The organism is Olsenella sp. oral taxon 807 (assembly GCF_001189515.2).
Lineage (GTDB): Bacteria > Actinomycetota > Coriobacteriia > Coriobacteriales > Atopobiaceae > Olsenella_F.
This window is the reverse complement of record NZ_CP012069.2, coordinates 723,461-745,971: the sequence shown is the minus strand read 5'-3', so window position 1 is coordinate 745,971 and position 22,511 is coordinate 723,461. Positions and strand designations below refer to the sequence as shown.

Below are 22,511 nucleotides of genomic sequence, written 5' to 3'. Positions count from 1 at the left end.
GTCCGACCGAAGAGTGGCTCGCCGTATCTCGGGCCGGGCCTGCCCATGGCCACCTCCGGGATCGCCGAGACGCCGGTGACGTCGTGCCTGGTGGTGACGTCGCGCGGCTGATCGGACGTGTGGATGTGGTGGTAGGTGCCCTAGACGATATGACCCGAACTGAGGGAGTGAAACGTATTTGGGGTCGGCGGCACGGACGTAGGCCAGACGGCAGGGTACCCCGAGGACTACGACGAGGACGAGGGGGTCGGGGCCGGGGTGCGCCTCGAAGGAGGCCGGCGATCGGCGCGAGCGTGGGGCCCGGGACGACGGCAGGGGCGGGGCTCGACTCATTGGCCGGGCATGTCAGGGGAGTCGGCCGGAGATTGGGCTATCATAGGGGTGGCGCCCGGTCCGCACCACGTGTCGTGTCCGGGGCTTGGGCCATACCCCCTTACCATGCAGCTGGCTCCGCGATCGAGCGAATCTTGGTCCAAGATTCCCACCGCAGTCCCGCCGCCTTCGAGAGGGGAGCAACAATGCCGCATCTTAGCATTCGGGAGGTCACGAAGAGCTTCCGCGGGCAGGAGGTGCTCCACAAGCTGAGCCTCGAGCTGGGTGACGGCATGACGGGCCTGCTGGGGCCGAACGGCTCGGGGAAGAGCACCCTGCTCCGCATCCTGGCCACGACGCTGCGACCGTCGGAGGGCGCAATCGAGCTCGAGGGGCTAAACCCCCGCACGAACCTCAGGGCGTACAGGGGCATGGTCGCCTTCATGCCCCAATCCTTCGAGCTGCACCCGTCGCTCACGCCCCTCGATTTCCTCAACCTCATGAGCGTGCTGCGTGGCGTCACGCGCAGGGAGGCTTATGCCCAGATCGAGGGCCTGGCGGATGCGCTCAACCTCACCGAGGTGCTCTCGGAAGGCAGGCTCTCCGAGCTGTCGGGCGGCACGGTCCAGCGGGTCGCGATCGCCGCGACGCTCATCGGACACCCAAGACTGATCCTGCTCGACGAGCCGACGTCCGGCCTCGATCTCGAGGAGAGGATCAGGTTCCGCCTGCTCATCGAGGAGGTCTCCCGTCAGGCGGTCGTCGTGATGGCAACCCACGTGACCCAAGACGTCGAGATGGGCTGCGCGAGGCTCGTCATCCTGAGGGAGGGTTCCCTGGTCGCGGACGACAGTCCCAGCGACTTCACGTCCGCCCTGGGGGATCGCGTCAGGTACATGACCATCCGGGCCGATGAGCTCCGGTCCATCCGCAGGGGGCACCCCGTCCTGTCCTGCGCCAGTCTCCCGGGCGGACTCTTGGGCGTGCGCGTCGTCGCCGATCCCGGGGACCAAGGCGGCGAGCGACGCGAGCCCACCGTCGAGGACGCCTACGCGGAGCTCATGAGAAGGCTCTCGTCCAATGGGTAGCAGATCCCCCGTCCGCATGAGTCGCGCCCCAAGTCGCCGCGTGAGGCTTCTCATCTTACAGGCCAAGGCGGCCGTCGCCGGGGCCTCGGCCCGGGTCCCGCGTCTCGCGCTGTCTGCCGTCGCCATCGTGGCGCTCGGATTCGCCTTGGGCGGACCCCTCGACGCGCTGGTGAACCCATCGACCGTCTCGGGGGCGGGCGCCGCGAGCAGGTTCGCCGGTCGCTCGATGCAGGGGGTCGCGGCCATCGCCGGGCTGGTCGGCTGCAGCCTGGCGGCGGGATCCGCGCGGAAGGGCACGTCGGGGGGACGGGCAGAGATGCTCCTCGCATCCGGCTACCCACCTGGGCTTCCCGCCGTCTTCTCGGCGCTGGCGTCCTGCGCGTACCTCTGGGCCATAGGACTCGTGTGCGTCCCGTGCTTCTACCTCGCGGCCCCGGTCGGCCTTCCAGAGCTGATGGGTGCCCTTGTCCTCGTCTACGTCCCCACCACGCTTTTTGCCGCCTGCGTCGGCGCCTCCCTGGCCCCCATCCTCCGTTCGGGGTCGGCCCCGGTCGCCGCGTACGGCGTCTGGTGGGTCCTGAGCATACTGTGGTCCATCGGGCTCCTCGGGGGGGTCACAGGCACAGGACGGGTCCCCGAGTCGCTCGCAACGGTAACCGTGACGGGCGAGTCGCTCAACCTCGCCCTCTTCGAGCCCCCCTTCGAGATCAGGAGCCCCTATGATCCCTCCTTGGGGATACCTCGCGCCGTGTGGGAGTCGATGGCGGGCCACGACGCAGCCGTGAGGGCTGCGGCCTCTCTCAACCTCCCGTTCCTCCTCTGCGCGAGCGTCATCTCGCTCGTCGCGTGCTACGTCGCCCTGGGGGTCTGCCGGGTGGGCGGGGTCAGCGGCGGTCCGGGGTCGAGGGCACGCGCCCCCATCCTGTCCCAGGGGCGCGCGACGGCGCTGATCAGGACGATCGGCCTCGCGCGGCCGCTGCGAGCGACGCTTGCCCTGGCCTTGGTCCTCTCGCCCCTCGTCTTCCTCTCGAACAGCCCCTCGCGGGGTGCGTCCGTCATGACCTGCTCCGTCCTCCCGCTCGCTCTCGGCCTCGCGCTCGTCGGGACGGGCGATGCGGAGCTGCCAGATCGCGCCGGCGCCTTTGTCGCGCTCTCCCCCAAGTACCCTCAGGTAAGGTTACTCAGGTGTCTGGCTACCGAGGCATTCTGCGCGCTCGTGCTCCTTGCCGCAAGCGGATGGTGGGCGCTCATGGGGGTGGGGTCACCATGCGACCTGTTCCTTGACGGACTGGTTCCCACGATGCTGTTTCCGGCCCTGGCGATGGCGTCCGAAGGTTCGTGGGGGCAAGGCCGGCTGGCCCCGAGGCTGGCGCTCTTCGCGACGTGGGCGGCGCTCCAGGCCTCGGCGGGGATCGGGCTGCTCGCCTCCCTCGGACTGGCAGACATGCATCCCATGCGTCACGTGTTCCAGCAGGGGGCGGGTCTCTCGGCCAGGGGGTACGCCCTGTGGTCCTGCCTCATCCTTGGCCTGATCGCCATCAGAGTGGCCTTGGACATGGCTCGCCAAGGCGGATACAAGTACGTGCCTCATTAGGCGGGTACGCTCCCCAACGTAATTCATGGTCACAGGTGGCATCTGCCCCTCCCATGGACACGGCGGCGCTCGACGTGGACGGCCTCGCTCGACGTGGACGGCCTCGCTCGACGTGGACGGCCTCCTGGGCTTTCCCGTGGAGGGCGCGCTCGACAAGGCGGAGCGCCTGGACTTTGGCGAGTCGCTCATGACCCACGCCATGGTGCTGGAGGGCGTGCGCCTGGACGGCGCCGGGCGCCCCGCGCTCTGGAAGGTCGAGAACTCCTGGGGCAAGGACCACGGGCGGGACGGCTTCGACACGCTCAGCGACGCCTGGTTCGACGAGTACGTGTATCAGGTGGTCGTTGACAGGGCGTACCTCACGGACGAGGAGCGCGCGGGGGACGAGGCCCTGCCCTGTGCGCTCGACAGGGTATTCGACAAGGCATCGGTCTTCATGATGCGCGGCCCGAGCTACCGCGGCCGCGGGCTCGACACCTACTCGGTCGAGGCGGTGCCGCAGGCGACGAAGGTCAGGGGGATGCAGCCCAAGGGAGTGTAGCCACTACATAAGTTAGGCAACCGGCTGCCGGCGCATTGGCCAGAATCGGCTTACCGGGATTGGCGATTGTCGCCTGACTGGATGTGGCTAAACTCTTCCGACGCTAACAGCCCTCCTCATCGAGAGGCTGATCGAGCACGCCCTCGGGCACCGCCATGGCGCCGACGCCATCCTGGCCGACCTGCGTGCCCTGGAGTGTTCGGACGCGGGCGACGGCTGATGGCTGTTCGACCACCGCACAGACCTCACCGACGAGCTGTTCGCGCTGGTCGGCGAGGAGGCCCCGAGGAGGTGGATGCGCCGCTCCGACATCAAGTCCCTGTTCGGGAAGGGCAAGGACGTTGCGTGGGGCCAGAAGACGCAACGGGAAAAGGACGCGGGGGAGAAACGGTAGTCGCAGGTGGCCGGCTGGTTCATGTTAAATCAGCTGCCAAAGTCAGGTTGTCAAACACAGACGAATGCGGTGAAGTCGCTACTCAGTAGGTAGTGTCGAGAAGTATGCAAAAGTCCTAAAGGTATTGAATTATCAGATTATTTGTAGAAAATAACAGCGTCTCACCCAATCAGCTTGCAATTTTCGATTCTGATCACCCTCTCATCACCCTCCAGAAGAGAGGTATCATGGGTAGATAAAACCAATATTCTATCCTTGGTTTTTTCCTTAAGCAGCGAAAAGACATTATGGGCATTTTCTTTATCCAGGGAAGCAGTCGGTTCATCTGCAAAGATTACATCTGGATTCTTGACCAGGGCTCTGGCAATAGCAACTCTCTGTCTCTCGCCTCCAGAAATCTCATAAGAGCATTTATCCGAGATTTTCTCTATATCGAGCGCTGTCAGTATTCTACTTGCCTCTTCTTTCAGGTTCTTATCCTTCCTTGCCAGACATACATTTTCTCTAACAGTGAGATATGGCACTAGGAAGTGCTGCTGAAATACAAAGCCGAAATGATCATAGCGAACCTTTGCGGTATCCCTTGTAGTTGTCAAATCCCTTCCGTTCAACAAAATCTTCCCGGAAGTTGGTTTCCGTAGAGTAGATAGGAGATAAATGAGCGAACTCTTGCCAGAGCCGGACGGACCAATAATAATGTTGGCCTTAGAATCATCCAGATTAATAGAAATATTATCCAGAACTGTACGTGACGACTCCCCATCCTTATACGCAAGGCTCAAATTTACCGCTGAAAGTACCATCAGCTCATCTCCTCTCTATGATCGAAATTAGATCTGTGCCATTCAGCTTTTGTAGAATGGATACCAACGCACATACAGTTACCAATAAAGGCAGGATAAGCGTATACAGGCTGTTGCGGATAGAAAATATTTGCATAGTCTGTCCCATTCCGGAATAGACAAAGTGGTTCACCAGTGTCAGAGCTATCAACGAGAGTGCATAGCCTGTTGCCGTAGCTATGGTCGAAATCATGATAATCTCTACAAATATCATCTTCGAAATCTGTCCTTTTCTGTACCCCATAGCATTGAGAATAGCAAACTCCTCATAGCGGTGGGAATACATGGTGTAAACCAACGCCGCCAAAGCTATTGCAATGCAGATAGAGACCATAATGACAACAATAGTAAGAATTAAGTTAATAGTAGAGAAGTCCTTATCCAGATTGCTGAGTGCAGAGTCGTAAGACTGAATTGTCCATTCTCCTTGGTCAAAATCACTCAATTCCTGATTGAGATCTGTCATCCGGCCTTCTTTAGGAAAAATTAAATAGCTTTGGGGACCACCAATGGTAAAGAAGTCTTCTTCCGACACTAGACCAAAGGCTTCTTTAACATCTCCCTTATAGACACCTGTGATCCTTAGCTCTTCTAACTTGTCCCCTATCTTTTTCTTCTTATTCGTTAATAAATCCTGATGGAGAATCAGATCATTCTCCCTAAGGTCATTGACTTCCACATCGCTCGTTATTCCGCACCTATCCAGGATTTCCTTTAGTTCGCCTGTTTGGTCAGTCAGGATAACATAGGAGGAGGTGGTTCCCATTACAGTGCTGATTTGCATGCTGGAAACCCCAACCTGATAATATTTATCTATATCTGCTAGATTCTCAATTTGAGATATCCCACCGTCCTCTGCCTTTCCCTTATACACTGCTACAGAAAACTTACTGAAAGGAACTACACCGGCGTCAAAGGCGGTTGCGTATACAGAGCCTACCAGAGTTGTAATGAAATAGATGCAGAAAGCAGCTAGGGCAATGACGAGACTGATTAGTACTGCCTTCTTCTTATTTTTTCGGAAATATATGAATGCCCCCACTATACTGCATCTCCTTTGTACTCACTTTCTATGTAGGCCGCCTTTCTACCGACAACTACAGCAACAATCAAAGCAGCCAAGGCAATCAACCAGTAAATGACAGGGTGAGAGGCCCGGATAAAATACCCTGTTAGCGCTGCGATGGCAATAGCACCGGCCCAGACTGTCATGAGGATTAGAGTTCTACGAAAGCTTCTAGAAGCCTCCGCCTTCTTGGTGGAGCTGATATGCTCACCGTTTCCTGTCCGACACCTCCAGAAGAACAAATTTGAGAAGTTCCCGATTAATTTCCAACCCTGTAGCCCCTCTTGTCCCTTTCTGTATCCTATCTGGAAATCTATAAAATAGGAGAACCTCCCTCCCTCGCCTCTTATAAAAGTCAAAAAGAGGAAGTTCCATATACCAATCACGGGAAACCAACCATTTGCAGCTTCCTTCTCCAGCATCTCCTCAAATGCCCGCAGAGTACTGCAGGAAATCCAAGGAAACCAAATTCTTTTCTTATCGTTCATCATCCTCCTCCTTGGCATGTTCCAATGGCGCCCTTAAATCTCTTATGACCTGTCAGCTTGCAGCTTCATCTCACAAACAGCACACCCCACAGCGGGCCGACATCCCTGCCGACAAGCTCGCGCAAGAGAAACGGCTGGGCAAAATACAGCACGTAGCAGGCAAGCTGCAGGATCATGCGTCCACAGAACCTCCCCCAGCCGATGCCTCCCAATACCCGACGCAGAAAGCTACCCATGGAATTCCCCCAGAGTCTCGCCGACCCTCTTACAATAACCCTAAACTCATCCAGATTTGCTGCAAGGCTCGACAAGCGCGCCTTAGAATGAGACGCCACGATTCAAAACCAGCAACGTTCCACCCACCGAGAGGATCCGCATGACCGCAGAGCTTGATACGACCTGGACACGCAAGCGCAGCTGCGCCTTTTCAGGCGAGCGCGCCAATCGCATCGCACGCAACTCCGTGACCTCCATGGATGTCATGGCAGCCGCGCGCGACATCTCTCGCATGCGCAGTTACACCGATACCTACAGCATCGCCATCGCCAAGACGGGCGAGATCACAAATCAGCGCCAGAGCGGTCGCTGCTGGATGTTCTCTGCCTTCAACGTGCTGCGTCAGGAGACCATGCGCTTCCTCGATGTGGACACGTTCGAGTTTTCCCAGTCCTTTGGCATGTTCTACGACAAGCTCGAGAAGGCCAACGCCACGCTCGAGCGCATCATCGACACCACCGACTTGCCCACCGACTCCCGGGAAGTCGAGGACCTACTTGAGAACGGTCTGGACGATGGGGGCTACTATCCCTTTGCCATGAACATCGTCAGAAAGTGGGGGCTTGTCCCCAAGGACGCAATGGGCGAGACCGCCTGCTCCAAGAACTCCGCACAGATGGATGGCCAGCTGAACCGTGCGCTGCGCAGGGCCGCAGGAATCCTGCGCAGTGAGGCACAAGGCGGCGTGGGCACGGACGACCTGCGTGCCAGGAAGCAGGAGCTTCTGGCCGACGTTCACCAGATCCTCTGCGTCTGCCTGGGTGAGCCACCCGCCCGCTTCGACCTCGAGCTCAAGGTTGGCAAGGATTGCAAGGCAGACCCTAAGAAGCTCTTTCCCATCGAGCCCGCACCACAGGTGAAGGGACAAGGACAAGGCGAGGGCACGGGGAGCGATGCCGCCACAGGCACGAAGGACAAGGACGAGAAACCCTCGCAGATTTTGCGCGACCTTGGCCTCACGCCGCTCGAGTTCGTCGAGCGCTACGTGCCGACAGACCCTACGGCCTACGTCAGCCTCGTCTCCATTCCCAGCGAGCGCTTCCCCTACGGCAGGGTCTATAGGCTGCTCAGGACGGACTCCTTCATCGCCGGCATGAGGACGCGCTTCTTGAACGTCGAGCCCGAGCTGCTCGACCAGGCTGCCATAGCCAGCCTCAAGGACGGCAGACCCCTGGCTATGGCCTGCGATGTCATGCAGAACTTCCCCCGCCACATAGAGGACTTCAAGTACGTGCTCTCGACCGATGCCGTGGATGTGGACGGCCTCTTTGGCATCGACCTTTCCATGAGTCGCACTGACATGCTGGACCTGCACGAGACCTCGCTCACGCACGCCATGACCTTCCAGGGCGTCGAGCTCGATGGGAACGGAAGTCCCAAGGCCTGGCGCGTCGAGAACAGCTGGGGCAAGGATGCCGGCAAGGACGGCTACCTCATCATGAGCGCCGACTGGTTCCACCTCTATGGCGGCGAGATCGACGTCCGGCGTGAGTACGTGCCCACGGAGCTACTGGACAGCTGGGACGACGAGAGTCAGGACATCGAGGTCGAGCCCTGGAGCAGCATGGGCAGGGCACTCGGCGCCGGCAGGCGTGACTGAGCAGGGCTACCCAGACAGGTTCGACAGGCAGGGCAGGCAGGCTACTCGGGCAGGATCTCGATGCGCTGGCCGTCAGGATCGAGGATGAAGTAGAGTCCCATCTCCTCGTTCTCATACTGGATGCAGCCCATCCTCTTATGGAGGGCGTGAGCAGCCTCGAAGTCATCCACGACGAAGGCGATGTGGGTATCCAGGCCGCCGTTGTCATAGGGCTCGGTGCGCCCGCGATTCCACGTGAGCTCAAGCTCGAAGCCCGAGTTGTCATCCACCAGAAAGGTGTTGGTCCATGAGCCGTCATCGGGACCGTGCTCCCTGTCTACGCGCAGTCCCAACGCCTCCCTGTAGAAGTCGATGGTCTTCTCCTTATCGAGCACGTGCGTGCAGCGATGGACGAATCTTGTCTTCATGAGACCCCCTTGGTCGACGTGGTCGATATATCATTGTAACAGCATGTGCCCCACGCGCAGGGGCATACAGACAAGGGGCAGGTCGAGGAGGTCCGATGGGCATCGAGAACGTTATCTTTGACATGGGAAACGTGCTGCTGCGCTTTGACGGGATGCTCTTCTCGCGCATCTTCACGAAGGACGAGGATGACGCGCGACTGCTCAACGAGGCGCTCTTTGCCAACCCGTCCTGGGCCCTGCTCGATGCCGGCGTGATCGACGAAGACACGATGGAGAGGATCGCCCAAACGAGACTGCCCGAGCGCCTGCACGCGGCGCTCCATAGCGCTCTCGCCGAATGGGACCTCAACCAGCCCCCCATTCCCGAAACCAACGAGCTCGCGAGACGTCTGCACGAGGCGGGCCGTGGCATCTACCTGCTCTCAAATGCAGGGCTGCGCTTTGAGCGAGCATGCACGCGCATCCCCTGTTGGTCTCTCATGGACGGTTGGGTGGTCTCCGCCTTCGAGAGGCTCATGAAACCTGACCCGAGCATCTACCTGCTACTCTGTGATCGCTACGGGCTGGAGCCTTCGAGCTGTCTCTTTGTGGACGACAATGAGGACAACGTGATTGGCGCCCGTGCGGCAGGGCTTGCGGCCTACCTCTTCGATGACGCCAAGGGCTTGGAGGCCGAGCTTAGGCGCCGAGGCACCGTGCTATAGGAGGGCGCGTGCGCATCCGCTCTCGGGTAACTCTCTGTGTGCGCGGGCGGGTGGCGCCTGTGTGCGGGCAAGTAAGTGGCGCCACGTGAGTGCGGGCAAAGAGTGTACACAAATGGCCTCAAACACGCGCAAACGATGGATTTTCTCAATTTGTGTACACTAATGATTTCCCCGCTCGTTCAATAGTGTACACAAATTGGGATATTTCGTGTCAAGTAGCGGTTTTTGGCGATCTGTGTACACTATTGCGCGGCGAGGCTGTGCGTCGGGCTGGCAGCGGGCTGTGCGTCGGGCTAGCATCGGGTTATGCGGCGGGCTGGCATCGGGCTATGCGGCGGGCTAGCATCGGGCTATGCGGCGGGCTAGCATCGGGCTGCCCAGCAGGGCTGTTCACCCAGCGCGTGGCCAACCGCATCCCCTTGGCTATGCCCTGCTGGCGCGCCTCTCTCGCCTTACAGTCGAGCGAATGTGGCGCGGCACGGCATAGAGAAGGTTCGATCCGATGACCTTCGCCGCAGCCCGCTTGGCATCGGCAATCGCCCCCGAGGGCGCGTACGAGTGCTCGAAGCGCGAGAGCATCGTGAGGTCGTTGCCGCCATCCCCATAGACGGCGACCTCACCCTCGGAAAGTCCAAGCTGCCTGGCCAGCCACGCGACGGCATCGCCCTTGGTCGCTCGGGGGTCGGTTATCTCGAACAGGCGAACGCTGAACGGCGCGTTGATGGCCCTGTCGGCATGGGCCGCCACGAAGTCGAGGACACCTTGTGTGAGCGCTGGGTCGTCACTGACGCGGCAGTTCACCTTCACGATCTCGTGGCTGAGAATGCGTGCGTCCGTCTGGTCGAAGACGCACTCCCCCTCCCGCATCCTCATGCCACGCATCGCGACACGCGCAAGCAGGCCCATCCTGCGCCGCCAGCCCTCCTCCCACTGCTCCTTCGAGATGCGTAGATAGGTATGGTCAAGCGATATGCACTCGAAGGAGACCTGGGGAAAGCTCTCCAAAAGCTCCCCCACGAAGTCCGCATCGAGGGGCACATGGTACATGACCTCGCTGTCACGCCCTAAGACGATGGCACCGTTGGCACATATTGCCTCGATGGGCAGCTTCGAGAAACCGAGGTCATCGGTTGAGCGAAGGGTTCGTCCCGTCGCCACGGCAAAATGCCTGTCGGAGTCGCAGGCGACCCTGACCGCAGAGAGGACCTGCCTGCCCACGCGATGGGTCGCACCGAGGAGCGTACCGTCGAGGTCACTTGCGAAAAGGCCGATCATCAAAGCTCCCCAAACATGGGCTCACCCACGATGCAGAGCTCCTCCCCACCAGAAAGCTCACGTAGGGCCTCGACGAAGGCTCCCTCGCTCCCACTTGGAAAGACGCAGTTCATCTGCACATCCTTCGCAAAGATACTGTCCTTGACTCTTCCCTGCATGTCCATCACCATCCTTTTGACCCGCTCGTAGGCCCCGTAGGGGATGACGCAGGTCACGCGACGCACGAGCGCCATGCGCACGATGTCGCCAGCGTCCCGCGCCGCCGCCACCGCCGCCTGTGTCGCTGCGGCATAGGCGCGCACGAGCCCACCCGTCCCCAAGAGCGTGCCGCCAAAGTAGCGCGTGACCACACAGCAAACATTGGCGAGCCCCGCACCCCGCAGAACCTCGAGCGTCGGCATGCCAGCGCTGCGTTGTGGCTCGCCATCGTCCGAGCAGCGCTCGCGCCCGTCGGAGAGAAGCCACGCGGGCACGTTATGGCGGGCATCGCGATGACGGGAGCGAACCCTCTCGATGAAAGAACCCGCCTCGGCCTCGCTCGACACAGGGGCGATCTGGGCGATGAAGCGACTGCGGCGATCCACGACCTCGCCCGTGACCTCAGCACCCTTCCTAAGGGTAAGAAACTCAGCTTGACCCACGCCCACCTCCCGCCAAACGTTTCCGCCTTCTCCCCCTATGGTACATGCAAAAAACGGCTAGATTAGGTCAACTCTTACACCTGTGCTACAATCGGTCGCGCGAAGTGGGCCAGACGACTGCGGGGCCCGTCATCTGTAGACCGGAGGGCGGGCCATGAGGAAAGTCCGGGCTCCACAGGGCAGGAAGCTGGCTAACGGCCAGGCGGGGTGACCCGACGGAAAGCGCCGCAGAAAAGAAGACTCCCGCTGCCCGCTCAGGCGGGTGAGAGAAAAGCTGAAACGGTGGTGTAAGAGACCACCAGCGCCTGGGCGACCAGGCGGCTTGGCAAGCCCCTTTCGGAGCAAGCGCAAATAGGAGCGCCATGGTGTGGCCCGCACTGCGCTCGGGTTGCGTGCTAGAGAGCACCGGTAACGGTGCCCGTAGATAAATGGCCGTCCACGACAGAACCCGGCTTATCGGCCCACTTCGCTCATGCGCCCCAAGGACGGGGCAGAGGGCCCGACTGCGAACGAGGTGAAAGGCCGAACGAGGCGGAGGACCCGACTGCGGACTGCACAGCTCGACGGCGGATGATAGGACTCTACGTTCCACCTACGCGATGCGCCCATCCCCCTTGTAACCGACGTCTCTGGACAAGAGCCTGGCAAGCTCGGCTCTTGAGTGGACGCCGAGGCGGCGATACGCACCAAAACTGTATGAGCTCACCGTACCCAAGGCCACGTGAAGCCTCTGGCCTATGTCCCTTCGGCTCTGGCCCCGGGCAAGCTCCAAGGTGACCTTCGCCTGCAGCTCGTTGAGCCCTCGGCCGATGAGGTAGTGCAGGCAGGCCTCCTCTCCCTGGGGACCCATGGGTATATCACAGGAAGGTCCCCTAGACAAGAGCGAATGTGCCACAGCAAGTAGGACGGCGCAGCAGAGGAGCAGTAAGAGGAAGTTGCTTGTGCTGAGGTTGAATTGCAGGAAGCCGAAGAGAGAGACGCCCTGCTCGGTCGCTGCCGTCGGACCAAGCAGCAGCCCCAAGCAACAGGCCGACGCCACAGCGAGAGCCCTTGTTCCCATCATCGTGTCGAGGCTCAGCTCCTTAGGTACCCAAAGACGAACCGCCAGCCAAAGCATGACTACCCACGACAGGGCGAGGCGCACCCCCACATGGCCTGCGTCCCAACCCTGGGAGAGACTCAGGCCCTCCAGGAGCACCCCCAAAAGGACGCACGCCAAAGGAAGCAGAAAGCCCCCGAGAGGAGCCACCCGGGACACACGGACGGCAGGATGCACGACGGGCGCCGCGTCCTTTGTCCCGAGGTGGCGCAGATCGCAGTCGGCAGGAAGTCCAAGCTTCCTGAGTGCCCGAGCACGATAGGTGGAGACTGTGGAGGGGCTAATGCCGAGCTGGACTGCGACCTGTACCTGAGCTTTGCCCTCTGAGAGCAGGCCAAGGACCGACCTCTCACGTCCCGTCAGCCTCTCGGCCCCGTCAAGCCTCTCGATTGCACGGGCCTGGCCCCACGCCTCGGCATCGCCCTGCGCGCCATCTTGAGGGACACCAGGGGCAAGGCGTATGTGTGAGAGCAGCCTCGAGAGACACCGCCAGGACATCACCAACGCAAAGGCGGCTACCGCAAAGCCAAGACGGCCACTTTGATCAAGCATACCCTCAGCCACGACCCCAGCCATGCACACATGTGCGGCCACCCCAAGCGTGAAGAGGACGAGCAGGCCCACCATCTCCATGAAGGCCAGCCGGGAGGCCCTGAGGCCCTCGGCACCGCCGCCTGCAGGAAACACCCAGAGCGGCCCGAGTGCTGCGAGGCTCATCCATGCGACCAGGCGCGACACCCACCCCAAGGCATCGCCTGCGATCGATGTGGTCACGTCCAGCCTGAGCGCATAGACGAGGGAGGACGCGACGAACGAGACCAGCAAAGCCGGCGCGAGGGCTGCGGGCGGCGCGACATCTCGCTGCGCAAGATACGTTGCGCCCGCAACGGCGACCAGCGCGCATGCGACAGCGGAAGACGCGGTATGGGAGAGCACAGCTGTAAGGGTGGGATCCGCAGACACAAGCATGGGAATAAAGATGAGGGTGGCCGCTCCTATGGAGCAACCCAGCTGGGGTACTGCAGCTCTTGCCCTCATGCAAGCTCCCGTTCTTGCAAGGTCCAACATCAATCGCAGCTGTCTCATGCGCGCCCTCTCCCTCAGACTCTTGCACGCAGGGCTTCTTTCTCACCCTGCCTGCGATCCGATGTATCAAGTCGATCCGATGTATCAAGTGTATGCTCCTCCCCTAAGGCGTCTGTCGTTGGACGGTATGCAACTGGCAGCTACAACGCAGATGGATGTGTGGCAGGGCACGATGCACGCTTAGCCTGCACTCAACTCATCATAAAAGAAACATTTGTACTTGTTACTATCGTTTGCTAACATATTAGAACATAGGTTTTTTACCAGTGTGTCCAGAAACACGAGGAGGAGCATGGATACCTTGGACAAGCTCGAGCTTCTGGCCGATGCGGCCAAGTACGATGCGGCCTGCACTTCCTCCGGTGTCGGACGCAGACCACGCAAGGGTGCGCTCGGTTGCACTACCGCTGCAGGCTGCTGTCACAGCTTCACCCCCGACGGACGCTGCATCACCCTACTCAAGGTGCTCATGTCAAATGCCTGTAGCTACGACTGCGCCTACTGCGTGAGCCGTGCGTCGGCGTGCTGCAGACGGGCGACCTTCTCCCCACGCGAGCTGGCGGAGCTCACGGTGGACTTCTACAGGCGCAACTACGTCGAGGGGCTCTTCCTCTCATCGGGCGTCATGGGAACGCCCGATGCCACGACGGAGCGCATGATCGAATGCCTGCGGATACTGCGTGAGGAGCTTCGCTTCAATGGCTACGTGCACGCAAAGGTCATTCCCGGAACCTCACCCGAGCTCCTCGACCGCCTGGGCAGGCTCGCGGATCGTTTGAGTTCTAACCTGGAGCTCCCAAGCTCTGCCTCGCTCAGTCGCCTCTGCCCTAACAAGAGCGCACGATCCGTGCTTGCGCCCATGGGGCAGATCGCGTGCACGCGCGCGCAGGAGGAGCGGTCTCTGCCTGCCTGCACGGCACCTGAGCAGCGGCGTACGCTCACCTTGCGCCAGAGACGCACCGCCGCACAGGAGGGACTATCCCTTCGCTCGAACGGCAACGCCCTCCTCTTGGGCAGGCCCAAAAGCCGAGTGCCTGCCACCAGGCGCAGCTTTGTTCCTGCTGGCCAGTCAACGCAGCTCATCGTTGGTGCCACACCAGAGAGCGACAATCACATCCTGCAGCTTTCCCAGTCGCTGTACCGGCGCTATGACATCCGTCGCGTGTTCTTCTCGGCCTATATGCCCATCATGGAGGACGAGCGCCTGCCCGAGCGAGACACTCCCGTACCCCTCAGGCGGGAGCATCGCCTCTACCAGGCTGACTGGCTCATGCGCTACTACGCTTTTTCGCCAGACGAGCTCGCGACGCCAGAGGAGCCTTGGCTCGATCTTGACCTCGACCCAAAGCTCGCCTGGGCGCTCAAGCACATGGACCGCTTTCCCGTTGAGGTCATGGACGCCCCGCTCGAGCTTCTGCTGCGCGTTCCTGGCGTTGGACCCGTGGGGGCGAGGCGCATCATCGCCGCACGCGGGCACACGCGCCTCAGCTTTAGCGATCTCAAACGCCTCAACGTCACGCTCAAGCGGGCGAGGCACTTCCTCACCTGCTCGGGGATACGTGACAAGGACTGTCCCCTCGACGAGGGGCTCATACGTCAGAGGATGGTGAGCGATGTCACAACAACACGATACAATCAACGTCGTCGTGAGGCGGAAGGGCAGCTCTCACTCTTCTGAAGAGCTGACGCCCTCCGTGCTGCAGGTCGTGGACGAGCTCATTGCCGCGCTCACCCAAGGTGGCCAAGCCGTGCTCGCGGCAGAGACCACGCTCGAGGGTGTGCTCGCAGCGGTGGGTGTGGGCTACCTCGCCCACGCACATCCCACCCGCCTGAGGCTCGCACCCCAAGGACAGGTTCAGCTGCAGCTCGGCGAGACGTGCGTTGTCATGCCCCCTACTGACGACCGAGGCGTCGTACAACTTGCCGCACGCGTCCATGCAGCCTTCGCTCGAGCCTGCGGCGAGGCCTGCGCCACACGGCTCGCGCTGGCTGCGGCATGCGACGACCCGGCCCTGCCACAGGTAGCACACGAGTACTTGCGTCTGGGCTTTTCCGTGAGACGTCAGCTGTACGGGAGAGTCGCCGATCCTCGCTGCGCTCGACTGAACAGCTTGGCTCGCCGCACACTGAGCGAGTGTGAAAAGACCCGGCAGTTTGTGCGCTTCTCACGACTCTCGGACGGGAGTTGGGCCTCCACGTTCGAGCCTCGGGCCAACACCCTCCCCCTTACGGCACAGCACTTTGCACGACGCATGCAGGCTGAGCGCTTCTGTATCGTGGACCCCATCCACCACGTGGCGGCATTCCATCACACGGGAGAAGCCACGACCAGCCTCCTTCACCTCGACGACACACTCACGCGGACCCTCCTTATGCGACAGCACGACCTCGCCAACGAGGAGCCACTCATCCGCAATCTATGGCGTGGCTTCTACAGGGCGATGGCACTCCCCGGCAGAGATGCGTCCCAACGCGGCTATGACCTGCGCACGAGCTGGATGCCCAAGCGCCTTTGGAAGAACCTCACAGAGCTGGTGCCCGAGCTCACCAGTCGTGGGCCCGAGCACCATCGAGAAGCCTAGATGCCATCCCTCAGACTACCACTGGGCCCCGGGCATGCGCGCCTGGTCCCTCTGCTGCTTGATGGACACGCCAAGCCAAACCGCAAGCGCAGGAATACCCACACCGATCAGGGTCCCGAACGTGAGTTTGAAGGTCTGAGCAAAAATGCTCTCTAGAACATCAAATATCGTATAGGCAAGCAAGATGCCCGATGTCACCAGATACGGTGTCACCTTCTCAGGATCGTTTGCCGCACGAATACCAAAGACACCCGTCAGCAACACGGCAACACTAATCAGAACAGCCTTGACGGCAATAACAAATAATAGAGAGGTAAGCTCTGACTCAGATATAGCGATGCCTCGCGCCCCTAACTCCTGGACTAAGTAAGTTGTCAAGCTACCCCCGGCCCCAGCTTCCTCACGTACATAAAGAGACCATATGAATAAGAGAGCCAAGAGCATGAGAACGCCTCCGACCACATGTAGAATCGCAAGGACCTTCAAACCGCGCTGGGCACCGCTGCGCTCCCCATAGCCAAGGTTAGAGCCCCCATAGTTGGAATAGTTGGAACCCCCATAGTTGGAATAGTTAGATCCCCCATAATTGGAATAGTTATCCACAACTGCTCCCCTCATTCGTCTACGCCTCGCACACAAATATAGCAGAAGTTGAAGGAAGACTACTCAAAAGATCAAGGATGGAGGTCCCCGAGAGACGGCGACTCTCCCACGCTTTGGCCCAGAGCACCGGCCGCCGGACTGACAGACGCTGATTCTAGCGTCCCAATCGCATGAGGGGCACGCGGAGCAATCGATAGACTGCGGAGATCTCGCCCACGGCCGGTGCGAGAGGCGATTGAAACTGCTAGCGGTACGCCGACACTGCCACTCGGTCTTGAACGTACGGGGCTGCACGCTCGGGAGCGAGTGGCAGTGCGAGCGGTACGCTCGGGACGACCTTTGGGCCTAGGGGCGCAGCATCGGCATCGGGACGCGCCTCTGACCTTGCCGGGAACGACCCTTCCGCGAGGGGGAATCTCTTTGCAGGCAGGGAGGTCGCTTCTGCAGGCAGGGAGCTTTCTCGGCTGGTCAAGCGGATTTGTCCCGCATCGCATTAGCGCAGGGGGCTGCACCAGGCACAGTGTTGGTACGACCTCTGTGCCACATGGGCACTTAGGAATGCCCGTCCGCTGCCAGCTAGCGCTGCCCGGCTCCAAGGCGAGGGGCCAAGGCCATTGCCTACGGATCCTCCTCGCAATGCCCGCCCATGTTCCTGGACCCACGACATGATTGCTCTCTCCCTGCCCCCTGACGGCAGCAACGAGTGCTGCCAAGAAGACTGAGTCAGCTAAGGCGCTGTCCTACCGCTCTCTTGGGGTCAGTCGAGGCGTAAGGGCCGCACACATCCTCAAAGGCTATCCCTACAGGTCACCGCTGCACCCCAGGCATGCGCGCCTGATCCCGCTGCTGCTTGATGGACACGCCAAGCCAAACCGCAAGCGCAGGAATACCCACACCGATCAGGGTCCAGAACGTGAGTGTGAAGGTTTGATTCAGAATAGTTGCTAGTATATCAAATATCCTATAGGCAAGCAAGATGCCCGATGTCACCAGATACGGTGTCACCTTTTCAGGATCGTTTGCCGCACGAATACCAAAGACACCCGTCAGTAACACGGCAACGCTAAGCAGAACAGCTATAGCCATGATGATAATAGTAAGCATCAGAGAGGCACTCTCTGACTCAGACAAAACGATGCCTTGCTCACCCAACTTCTGGATTAAGAGAGACGCCTGACTGATCTTGCTCTCAGCATTAGCTTGTGCCTTGACAGACCACATGAGCAAGAGGCCCAGCATGAGAACACCTCCGATCGTATGTAGGATCGCAAGGACCTTCAAGCCGCGCTGGGCACCGCTGGGCTCCCCATAGCCAAGGTTAGGACCCCCAGAGTTGGAATAGTTGGAACCCCCATAGTTGGAATAGTTATCCACAACTGCTCCCCTCATCCCTAGATGACGCTAATTGTAGAACTACAGCTCCAGGCCGAGGACGTCACGGTCGAATTCCCTGACGTCGATTGACGAGGGCACCTTCACCCCGAGCGCCTTGTAGTACTCGCGGACCTGCCTCGACGGCGTCTCGACCACGACCCTGCCGTCGGCGTTGGTGTAGCAGGACAGCGACCTGGCCTTGCCCCATACCTCGGTGAGGGAGACGTCGGCCCCGGCGAGCGCCTTGCGCATCCTGAGCACCACGATGGTGCCGATGATGTCGGCGAGGATCTTGCCGCGCACGGTGAGGTCGCTCCACTTGCGCAGCGGCAGCAGGCCCAGGTAGTCCTTGCTGGTCTTGAAGACGCCCTCGATCTCGGTGCGGCAGAAGTACTCGTCCAGGATCTCGCGGGGCGTCGCGACCTTGGTGGACATCAGCACGAAGTAGCCCTGCCGCACGGTCTCCCAGTCCTTCTCGGCGAGCGACATCCCGTCGAACCTCTCCTGGTTCTTGTCCAGCCACCTGGCGAAGCGCGGCGTGGCGTTGGTCTGGTCCACGTAGACGTAGCAGTGCAGCCTCACGCCCTGCACCTCGACGTCGCGCCTCCTGGCGAAGTAGAGGTGGCCGGAGCGCGTGATCGCGTACTTGCCCTTGCCGATCAGAGAGCGGACGCCCCGCCAGAGCTCGCGGTACGGGTACCCCCTCCTCGCCGGCATCCTGACCAGCACGTCCCTCTCGCCCTCGGAGAAGGCCTCGAGCAGCTCGCGCGACGCGTAGCCCGCGTCGAGGACCGCGGTTACGACCTCGATGCCGAGCGTGGCGAGGACGTCGCCCATCACGGTCTTTATGGTCGAGAGGTCAAGTACGTTGCCGGGCACGACCTCGTACCAGACGGGCAGCCCCGTCGTCTCGTCGAGCACGAGCGCGAGGCGCATCTGGACCGCCGCGCCCCTCAGCCCGTGGCTGCAGAGGGCGTTGAGCGGGTTGTCGACCGCGTCGTTCGGGAGCGGGGTGGAGTCCACGTAGCATGCGCGGCCGAAGCCGGGCTTCGTCCTCCTCATGAGCCTGGCGAACGCCCTGAAGAACGCGACCTTCGCCCCGTCGGCGCCCATCGCCGAGAAGAACGCCGTGTCCGATCTCAGCGACGCGGGCGGCACGCCCGGCAGCGCCAGAGCCGCGAAGGACCTGGCCACCATGTTGTCGCAGGTCTCGCGGCTCCCGTCCCGCACCACGCCGTGCGTGACGTGGGCGAGGGCGCGCTGGTAGGACCGGTCGTCGGGGAGCGCCTCCCTGAGGCACCCCGCGACCCCATCGGCGCCCAGGAACGACAGCAGCAGGTGCTCGGGGCCGAGCTCCAGGTGCCGCGGCGGCTCGGGGAACGCGCCCGTGTTCGCCAGCCGCTCGTCGCCCTTGGCCACCGGCGCGAATCCGTCGGCGTCCGCGTCGTACTCCACCAGGCCGCGCGTCGGTGACGCGAACACGCCCGAGCGCCTGTCGTCCGCGAGCCAGACGACCTTGCCCAGCCTCTCGCGCACCGCCTGCGCCGAGTGGTACTTGGCGCCGCGCACGTACGACGTGTCGACCACGGCGGCGGACCCGCTCCTGATTGCGCCGGACTCGTCCCTGACCAGCTTCTGCACCTTTATGAACGGCATCCCGGTCGCCTCCCGTGCCACACAGGAAGTAGTAAGTAGCACTACATATAATATAGCACAAGAGAGGCCCCTTGGGGCCTCGACCTGCGATTTTCTCGATTTTCTTTGGTTTGATCAGGCGGTAGTTCTACAATCAGAAAGAACTAGGGATCATTCGTCTACGCCTCGCACACAAATATAGCAGAAGTTGAAGGAAGACTACTCAAAAGACCAAGGAGGGAAGCCCCCCACGGAGCAGCAACTCCTCCACACCTTTACCCAAGGAGCTAGCAACAGAACTAGCGAGCGCCGGGTCCTGTCAACCTCATCATATGAGGGACACGCGAAACACATCGATAACCCATCGGGATCTCGCCCACGATCGTTGCGAAAAAAGCTCGAGAGGTATCTGGCAGCGCGTCGACACTGCCACTCGGTATCGAGCGTGCCGATGCGGTACGCTCAGGGCCGAGTGGCAGTGCAACTCACGGCAACCGGTACGTTCAAGGTCGAGTGGCAGTGCACTTCACACTGCCACTCGGTATCGAGCGTGCCGATGCGGTACGCTCAGGGCCGAGTGGCAGTGCAACTCACGGCAACCGGTACGCTCAGGGTCGAGTGGCAGTGCACTTCACACTGCCACTCGATGGTGAACGTACGGGGCCGGTACGCTCAGGGCCGAGTGGCAGTGCAACCGGTACGCTCAGGGTCGAGTGGCAGTGCCGGCCGAGACGGCCCCAAACTCGTAAGTGCCACGTCAGCATCAGGATGCGCCCTAAGTGAGGCGGGTCCCAAGCCTTACCGAGAGCGACCCCTCCGCGAGGGGGAATCTCTTTGCAACTGGGTGGATGCAACTGGGTGGCCTTTTTGCAGGCTGGATGGTCCCCTTTTTTGCAGGCTGGACGGTCCTCTGGCCGGTCAGGCTGATCTGCTCCACATGTCCATAGTGCAGGAGCCGTACCGGGCACAATGCTGGTACAGCCCCTGCGCGACGCAAGCGAATAGGAACGCTCGTCGGTCCTTACTGCCCGTCTGCTGCCAGCTAGTCCAAGTCGTTGAAGTTGGTGTCTGTCATGGGAGAATAGGTTGTGGCCTCCTGATCAACGATGCCAGATGACGGCTGGCCCGTGGAGTTCCTCGGCAGCGAAGGCGTGGGTGTGATCACCGGGTTGACAGATGACGAGGAGCCGTTTGGAGCATTCAGTGTCTGCTCGGGGAAGACGGAGTCCGCATCGTCCATGAAGTGCTGCAGGAGCTTCTTGTACTCGCCGCGGAAGTCCTCGCGAGACTGCTTGAGGCGGTCGATCTCGTCCATCTCGGCCTGCTTCTCGGCAAGCGCCTGACGGATGACCTCCCGGGCCTTCTGGTCAGCCTCGCTGCGGATGGTATCGGCATTGACCTGGGCGTCCGCGATGAGCTTGTCGGCACTTTGCTGCGCGATGATGAGCACTTGCGAGATCTGGCGCTCGGAGGCGATGATGCCGGCGTCTTGGGGCTCAGCCGCTATCGGAGTGGCTGGGAACCCGAACGCTCCGGCGCCTTCGTTTTGCTCCATAAGCTGCGCGACCTGTGCCTGAGAGGCCGCCAGCTGCTGCTCGGAGCTGTTGAGGCGACTCTTGAGGTCAGCAATCTTCTGAAGCATGGCATCAACCTCGCCTGAAAGCTGATCAAGAAAGGCGTCAACCTCCTCGGTGTTGTAGCCATTCTTCTTAGCCGCAGAGAATGTCATTGATTCGATGTCTGCTGGGGTGATAGCCATGTTGGTTCCTTTCAAGTTTGTCTCTGTGCTACGTCAGCAGGGGATACCACTGAGCATAGTGTAACCTAAAACCTCGCAAGTGCGCGACCGATGAACTCCAGCACGATAATCGCGAGGACTGGCGAGCAGTCGATGCCTCCCATCGGAGGCAAAAAGCGCCTGAAGATCCCGATGTAGGGTTCCACGACCGCCCCCAGTCCCTTACGGACGCTCTCCGTGGGTCCTCCCGGTCGATAGGGGACCCAACTTAAGATGGCCCAGATGATGATGACGGTCACATAGGCGTCTATCAGCTTCAATAGTATCCATCCCATAGGCGCTCACTCCCCCTTCGCCTGTCCGAGCTCGGCCGTTCTCGCAAGAGCCGCGTCGATGCCCTCCTCGACGGCAAGCATCAACGACGGCTCCATCGCCCTGAGGCCGGCCGCAGTCGTCCCCCCCGGAGACGTCACTCGCTCCATGTAGGCCCTCGGATGCTCACCCGACTCCAGAAGCTGCCCTGCCACCCCCCTCATCGTGGAGAGGACCATCTCGCGGCAACCGGCGGCAGGAAGCCCGTGCTCGACGCCGGCCCTCACAAGCAGATCCGCAAAGAGCGCAATGTAGGCAGGCCCACAGGAGACGACCGCGCCCTCGGCGTCAAGCTGGTCCTCCCGCATGACAAGCGTGCAGCCGAGACAACCGAACAGGGCAGACGCAAGCCCAACGTCCTCGCGAGTCACCGCAGAGCCGGCGCAGACTGCCGTGGCACCAGAGACGGCCCATATCGGTAGGTTAGGCATCGCACGGATAATGCGCGATGTGGGCATGAGGGACTCGAGTGCCTGGAGCTTGACGCCTGCCGCGATCGAGATCACGAGCCTCCCCCCCAGAAGATCGCTGGCTTTTTTCACGACGTCGGGAAGAACCTGCGGCTTGACCGCGATGATAACGACATCGGGAGACGTTGCCCCCATCGAGGAGGCAGCGTCAAACACCTGGATGCCCTCAGAGGCGAGATGGTCGCGCCTGTCTTGACAGGGATCGGCGACGAGCACACGCTGTGGCTCGAGTGAACCCGTACGTACAAGTCCCAAGGCTATGGCAGAGCCCATGGTGCCGCCGCCCACAATGGCGATTGTCTTGTCACGCAGAGCCGGCATGCA

The 22,511-nt window shown here is 61.0% G+C and carries 21 protein-coding genes, 1 other RNA gene and 1 pseudogene; 8 read left to right on the top strand and 15 right to left on the bottom strand.

Annotated elements, in window-relative coordinates; all coding sequences use genetic code 11:
• Positions 1-518 precede the first annotated feature (518 nt).
• The 3 genes and pseudogenes from ADJ70_RS13975 to ADJ70_RS15265 all read left to right on the top strand — a co-directional run.
• Entirely contained in the window at positions 519-1,400 is an 882-nt protein-coding gene (locus ADJ70_RS13975; RefSeq protein ID WP_050343420.1) for an ATP-binding cassette domain-containing protein, read from the top strand.
• Positions 1,393-2,994, top strand: a complete 1,602-nt coding sequence (locus ADJ70_RS03170) for a hypothetical protein (protein ID WP_050343418.1) — start codon at positions 1,393-1,395, stop codon at positions 2,992-2,994. Before ADJ70_RS13975 ends, ADJ70_RS03170 begins: the two co-directional genes overlap by 8 nt.
• Positions 2,995-3,091: 97 nt before the next feature.
• Positions 3,092-3,385, top strand: a pseudogene (locus ADJ70_RS15265) (C1 family peptidase); the annotation flags it as partial.
• A 253-nt stretch (positions 3,386-3,638) separates the two neighbouring features.
• On the opposite strand, the gene ADJ70_RS15480 reads toward ADJ70_RS15265, so the two are convergent.
• The 5 genes from ADJ70_RS15480 to ADJ70_RS14465 all read right to left on the bottom strand — a co-directional run bounded on the left by ADJ70_RS15480 (position 3,639) and on the right by ADJ70_RS14465 (position 6,561).
• On the bottom strand, positions 3,639-3,770 hold the full coding sequence (locus tag ADJ70_RS15480; RefSeq protein ID WP_256381302.1) for a hypothetical protein: 132 nt from the start codon (positions 3,768-3,770) through the stop codon (positions 3,639-3,641).
• Positions 3,771-4,090: 320 nt separating this feature from the next.
• Complete coding sequence (locus ADJ70_RS03160) at positions 4,091-4,732, bottom strand: ABC transporter ATP-binding protein (RefSeq protein WP_050343415.1); 642 nt, start codon at positions 4,730-4,732, stop codon at positions 4,091-4,093.
• Between the two features lie 4 nt (positions 4,733-4,736).
• A complete protein-coding gene (locus ADJ70_RS03155) occupies positions 4,737-5,813 on the bottom strand; it encodes an ABC transporter permease (RefSeq protein WP_050343413.1) in 1,077 nt (358 codons plus the stop codon).
• On the bottom strand, positions 5,813-6,328 hold the full coding sequence (locus ADJ70_RS03150) for a hypothetical protein (protein ID WP_157051377.1): 516 nt from the start codon (positions 6,326-6,328) through the stop codon (positions 5,813-5,815). Before ADJ70_RS03150 ends, ADJ70_RS03155 begins: the two co-directional genes overlap by 1 nt.
• Before the next feature lie 62 nt (positions 6,329-6,390).
• Positions 6,391-6,561: a hypothetical protein gene (locus ADJ70_RS14465; RefSeq protein ID WP_157051376.1), complete on the bottom strand. Its 171-nt coding sequence runs from the start codon at positions 6,559-6,561 to the stop codon at positions 6,391-6,393.
• 140 nt (positions 6,562-6,701) lie between these two features.
• Between ADJ70_RS14465 and ADJ70_RS03145 the strand changes: the two genes are divergently transcribed.
• A complete protein-coding gene (locus ADJ70_RS03145; RefSeq protein ID WP_050343410.1) occupies positions 6,702-8,201 on the top strand; it encodes an aminopeptidase C in 1,500 nt (499 codons plus the stop codon).
• Positions 8,202-8,242: 41 nt separating this feature from the next.
• Here ADJ70_RS03145 and ADJ70_RS03140 read toward each other — a convergent pair whose 3' ends face one another.
• Positions 8,243-8,608 carry a VOC family protein gene (locus tag ADJ70_RS03140; protein WP_050343408.1) on the bottom strand — a complete coding sequence of 122 codons (366 nt, stop codon included), beginning with the start codon at positions 8,606-8,608 and terminating at the stop codon, positions 8,243-8,245.
• A 95-nt stretch (positions 8,609-8,703) separates the two neighbouring features.
• Here ADJ70_RS03140 and ADJ70_RS03135 point away from each other — a divergent pair, with 95 nt between their 5' ends.
• Positions 8,704-9,312, top strand: a complete 609-nt coding sequence (locus ADJ70_RS03135; protein WP_050343406.1) for an HAD family phosphatase — start codon at positions 8,704-8,706, stop codon at positions 9,310-9,312.
• A gap of 423 nt (positions 9,313-9,735) precedes the next feature.
• Here ADJ70_RS03135 and ADJ70_RS03130 read toward each other — a convergent pair whose 3' ends face one another.
• Together ADJ70_RS03130 and ADJ70_RS03125 are read right to left on the bottom strand one after the other, a co-directional pair.
• Positions 9,736-10,587, bottom strand: a complete 852-nt coding sequence (locus ADJ70_RS03130) for an HAD family hydrolase (RefSeq protein ID WP_050343404.1) — start codon at positions 10,585-10,587, stop codon at positions 9,736-9,738.
• Complete coding sequence (locus tag ADJ70_RS03125) at positions 10,587-11,228, bottom strand: YigZ family protein (RefSeq protein ID WP_050343402.1); 642 nt, start codon at positions 11,226-11,228, stop codon at positions 10,587-10,589. The genes ADJ70_RS03130 and ADJ70_RS03125 overlap by 1 nt, the downstream gene beginning before the upstream one ends.
• Before the next feature lie 101 nt (positions 11,229-11,329).
• Here ADJ70_RS03125 and rnpB point away from each other — a divergent pair.
• An RNA gene (gene rnpB, locus ADJ70_RS03120) (RNase P RNA component class A) lies at positions 11,330-11,700 on the top strand.
• Between the two features lie 120 nt (positions 11,701-11,820).
• Here the strand turns inward: rnpB and ADJ70_RS03115 are convergent.
• Positions 11,821-13,365: a helix-turn-helix transcriptional regulator gene (locus ADJ70_RS03115; RefSeq protein WP_172674432.1), complete on the bottom strand. Its 1,545-nt coding sequence runs from the start codon at positions 13,363-13,365 to the stop codon at positions 11,821-11,823.
• Positions 13,366-13,705: 340 nt separating this feature from the next.
• Here ADJ70_RS03115 and ADJ70_RS03110 point away from each other — a divergent pair, with 340 nt between their 5' ends.
• Positions 13,706-15,091, top strand: a complete 1,386-nt coding sequence (locus tag ADJ70_RS03110) for a putative DNA modification/repair radical SAM protein (RefSeq protein WP_050343398.1) — start codon at positions 13,706-13,708, stop codon at positions 15,089-15,091.
• Entirely contained in the window at positions 15,027-15,995 is a 969-nt protein-coding gene (locus ADJ70_RS03105; RefSeq protein WP_083443772.1) for a TIGR03915 family putative DNA repair protein, read from the top strand. The genes ADJ70_RS03110 and ADJ70_RS03105 overlap by 65 nt, the downstream gene beginning before the upstream one ends.
• Positions 15,996-16,010: 15 nt before the next feature.
• Here ADJ70_RS03105 and ADJ70_RS03100 read toward each other — a convergent pair whose 3' ends face one another.
• From ADJ70_RS03100 to proC, 6 genes are all read right to left on the bottom strand, one after another.
• Positions 16,011-16,598, bottom strand: a complete 588-nt coding sequence (locus ADJ70_RS03100) for a hypothetical protein (protein WP_157051374.1) — start codon at positions 16,596-16,598, stop codon at positions 16,011-16,013.
• 807 nt (positions 16,599-17,405) lie between these two features.
• Positions 17,406-17,837, bottom strand: a complete 432-nt coding sequence (locus ADJ70_RS03095) for a hypothetical protein (RefSeq protein WP_050343392.1) — start codon at positions 17,835-17,837, stop codon at positions 17,406-17,408.
• Positions 17,838-18,011: 174 nt separating this feature from the next.
• Complete coding sequence (locus ADJ70_RS03090) at positions 18,012-19,628, bottom strand: transposase (RefSeq protein WP_050340583.1); 1,617 nt, start codon at positions 19,626-19,628, stop codon at positions 18,012-18,014.
• 1,021 nt (positions 19,629-20,649) lie between these two features.
• Complete coding sequence (locus ADJ70_RS03085; RefSeq protein ID WP_050343389.1) at positions 20,650-21,366, bottom strand: DivIVA domain-containing protein; 717 nt, start codon at positions 21,364-21,366, stop codon at positions 20,650-20,652.
• 65 nt (positions 21,367-21,431) lie between these two features.
• Complete coding sequence (locus tag ADJ70_RS03080) at positions 21,432-21,680, bottom strand: YggT family protein (RefSeq protein ID WP_050343387.1); 249 nt, start codon at positions 21,678-21,680, stop codon at positions 21,432-21,434.
• Positions 21,681-21,686: 6 nt separating this feature from the next.
• Positions 21,687-22,508, bottom strand: a complete 822-nt coding sequence (proC, locus tag ADJ70_RS03075) for a pyrroline-5-carboxylate reductase (RefSeq protein ID WP_050343386.1) — start codon at positions 22,506-22,508, stop codon at positions 21,687-21,689.
• Positions 22,509-22,511: the final 3 nt, after the last annotated feature.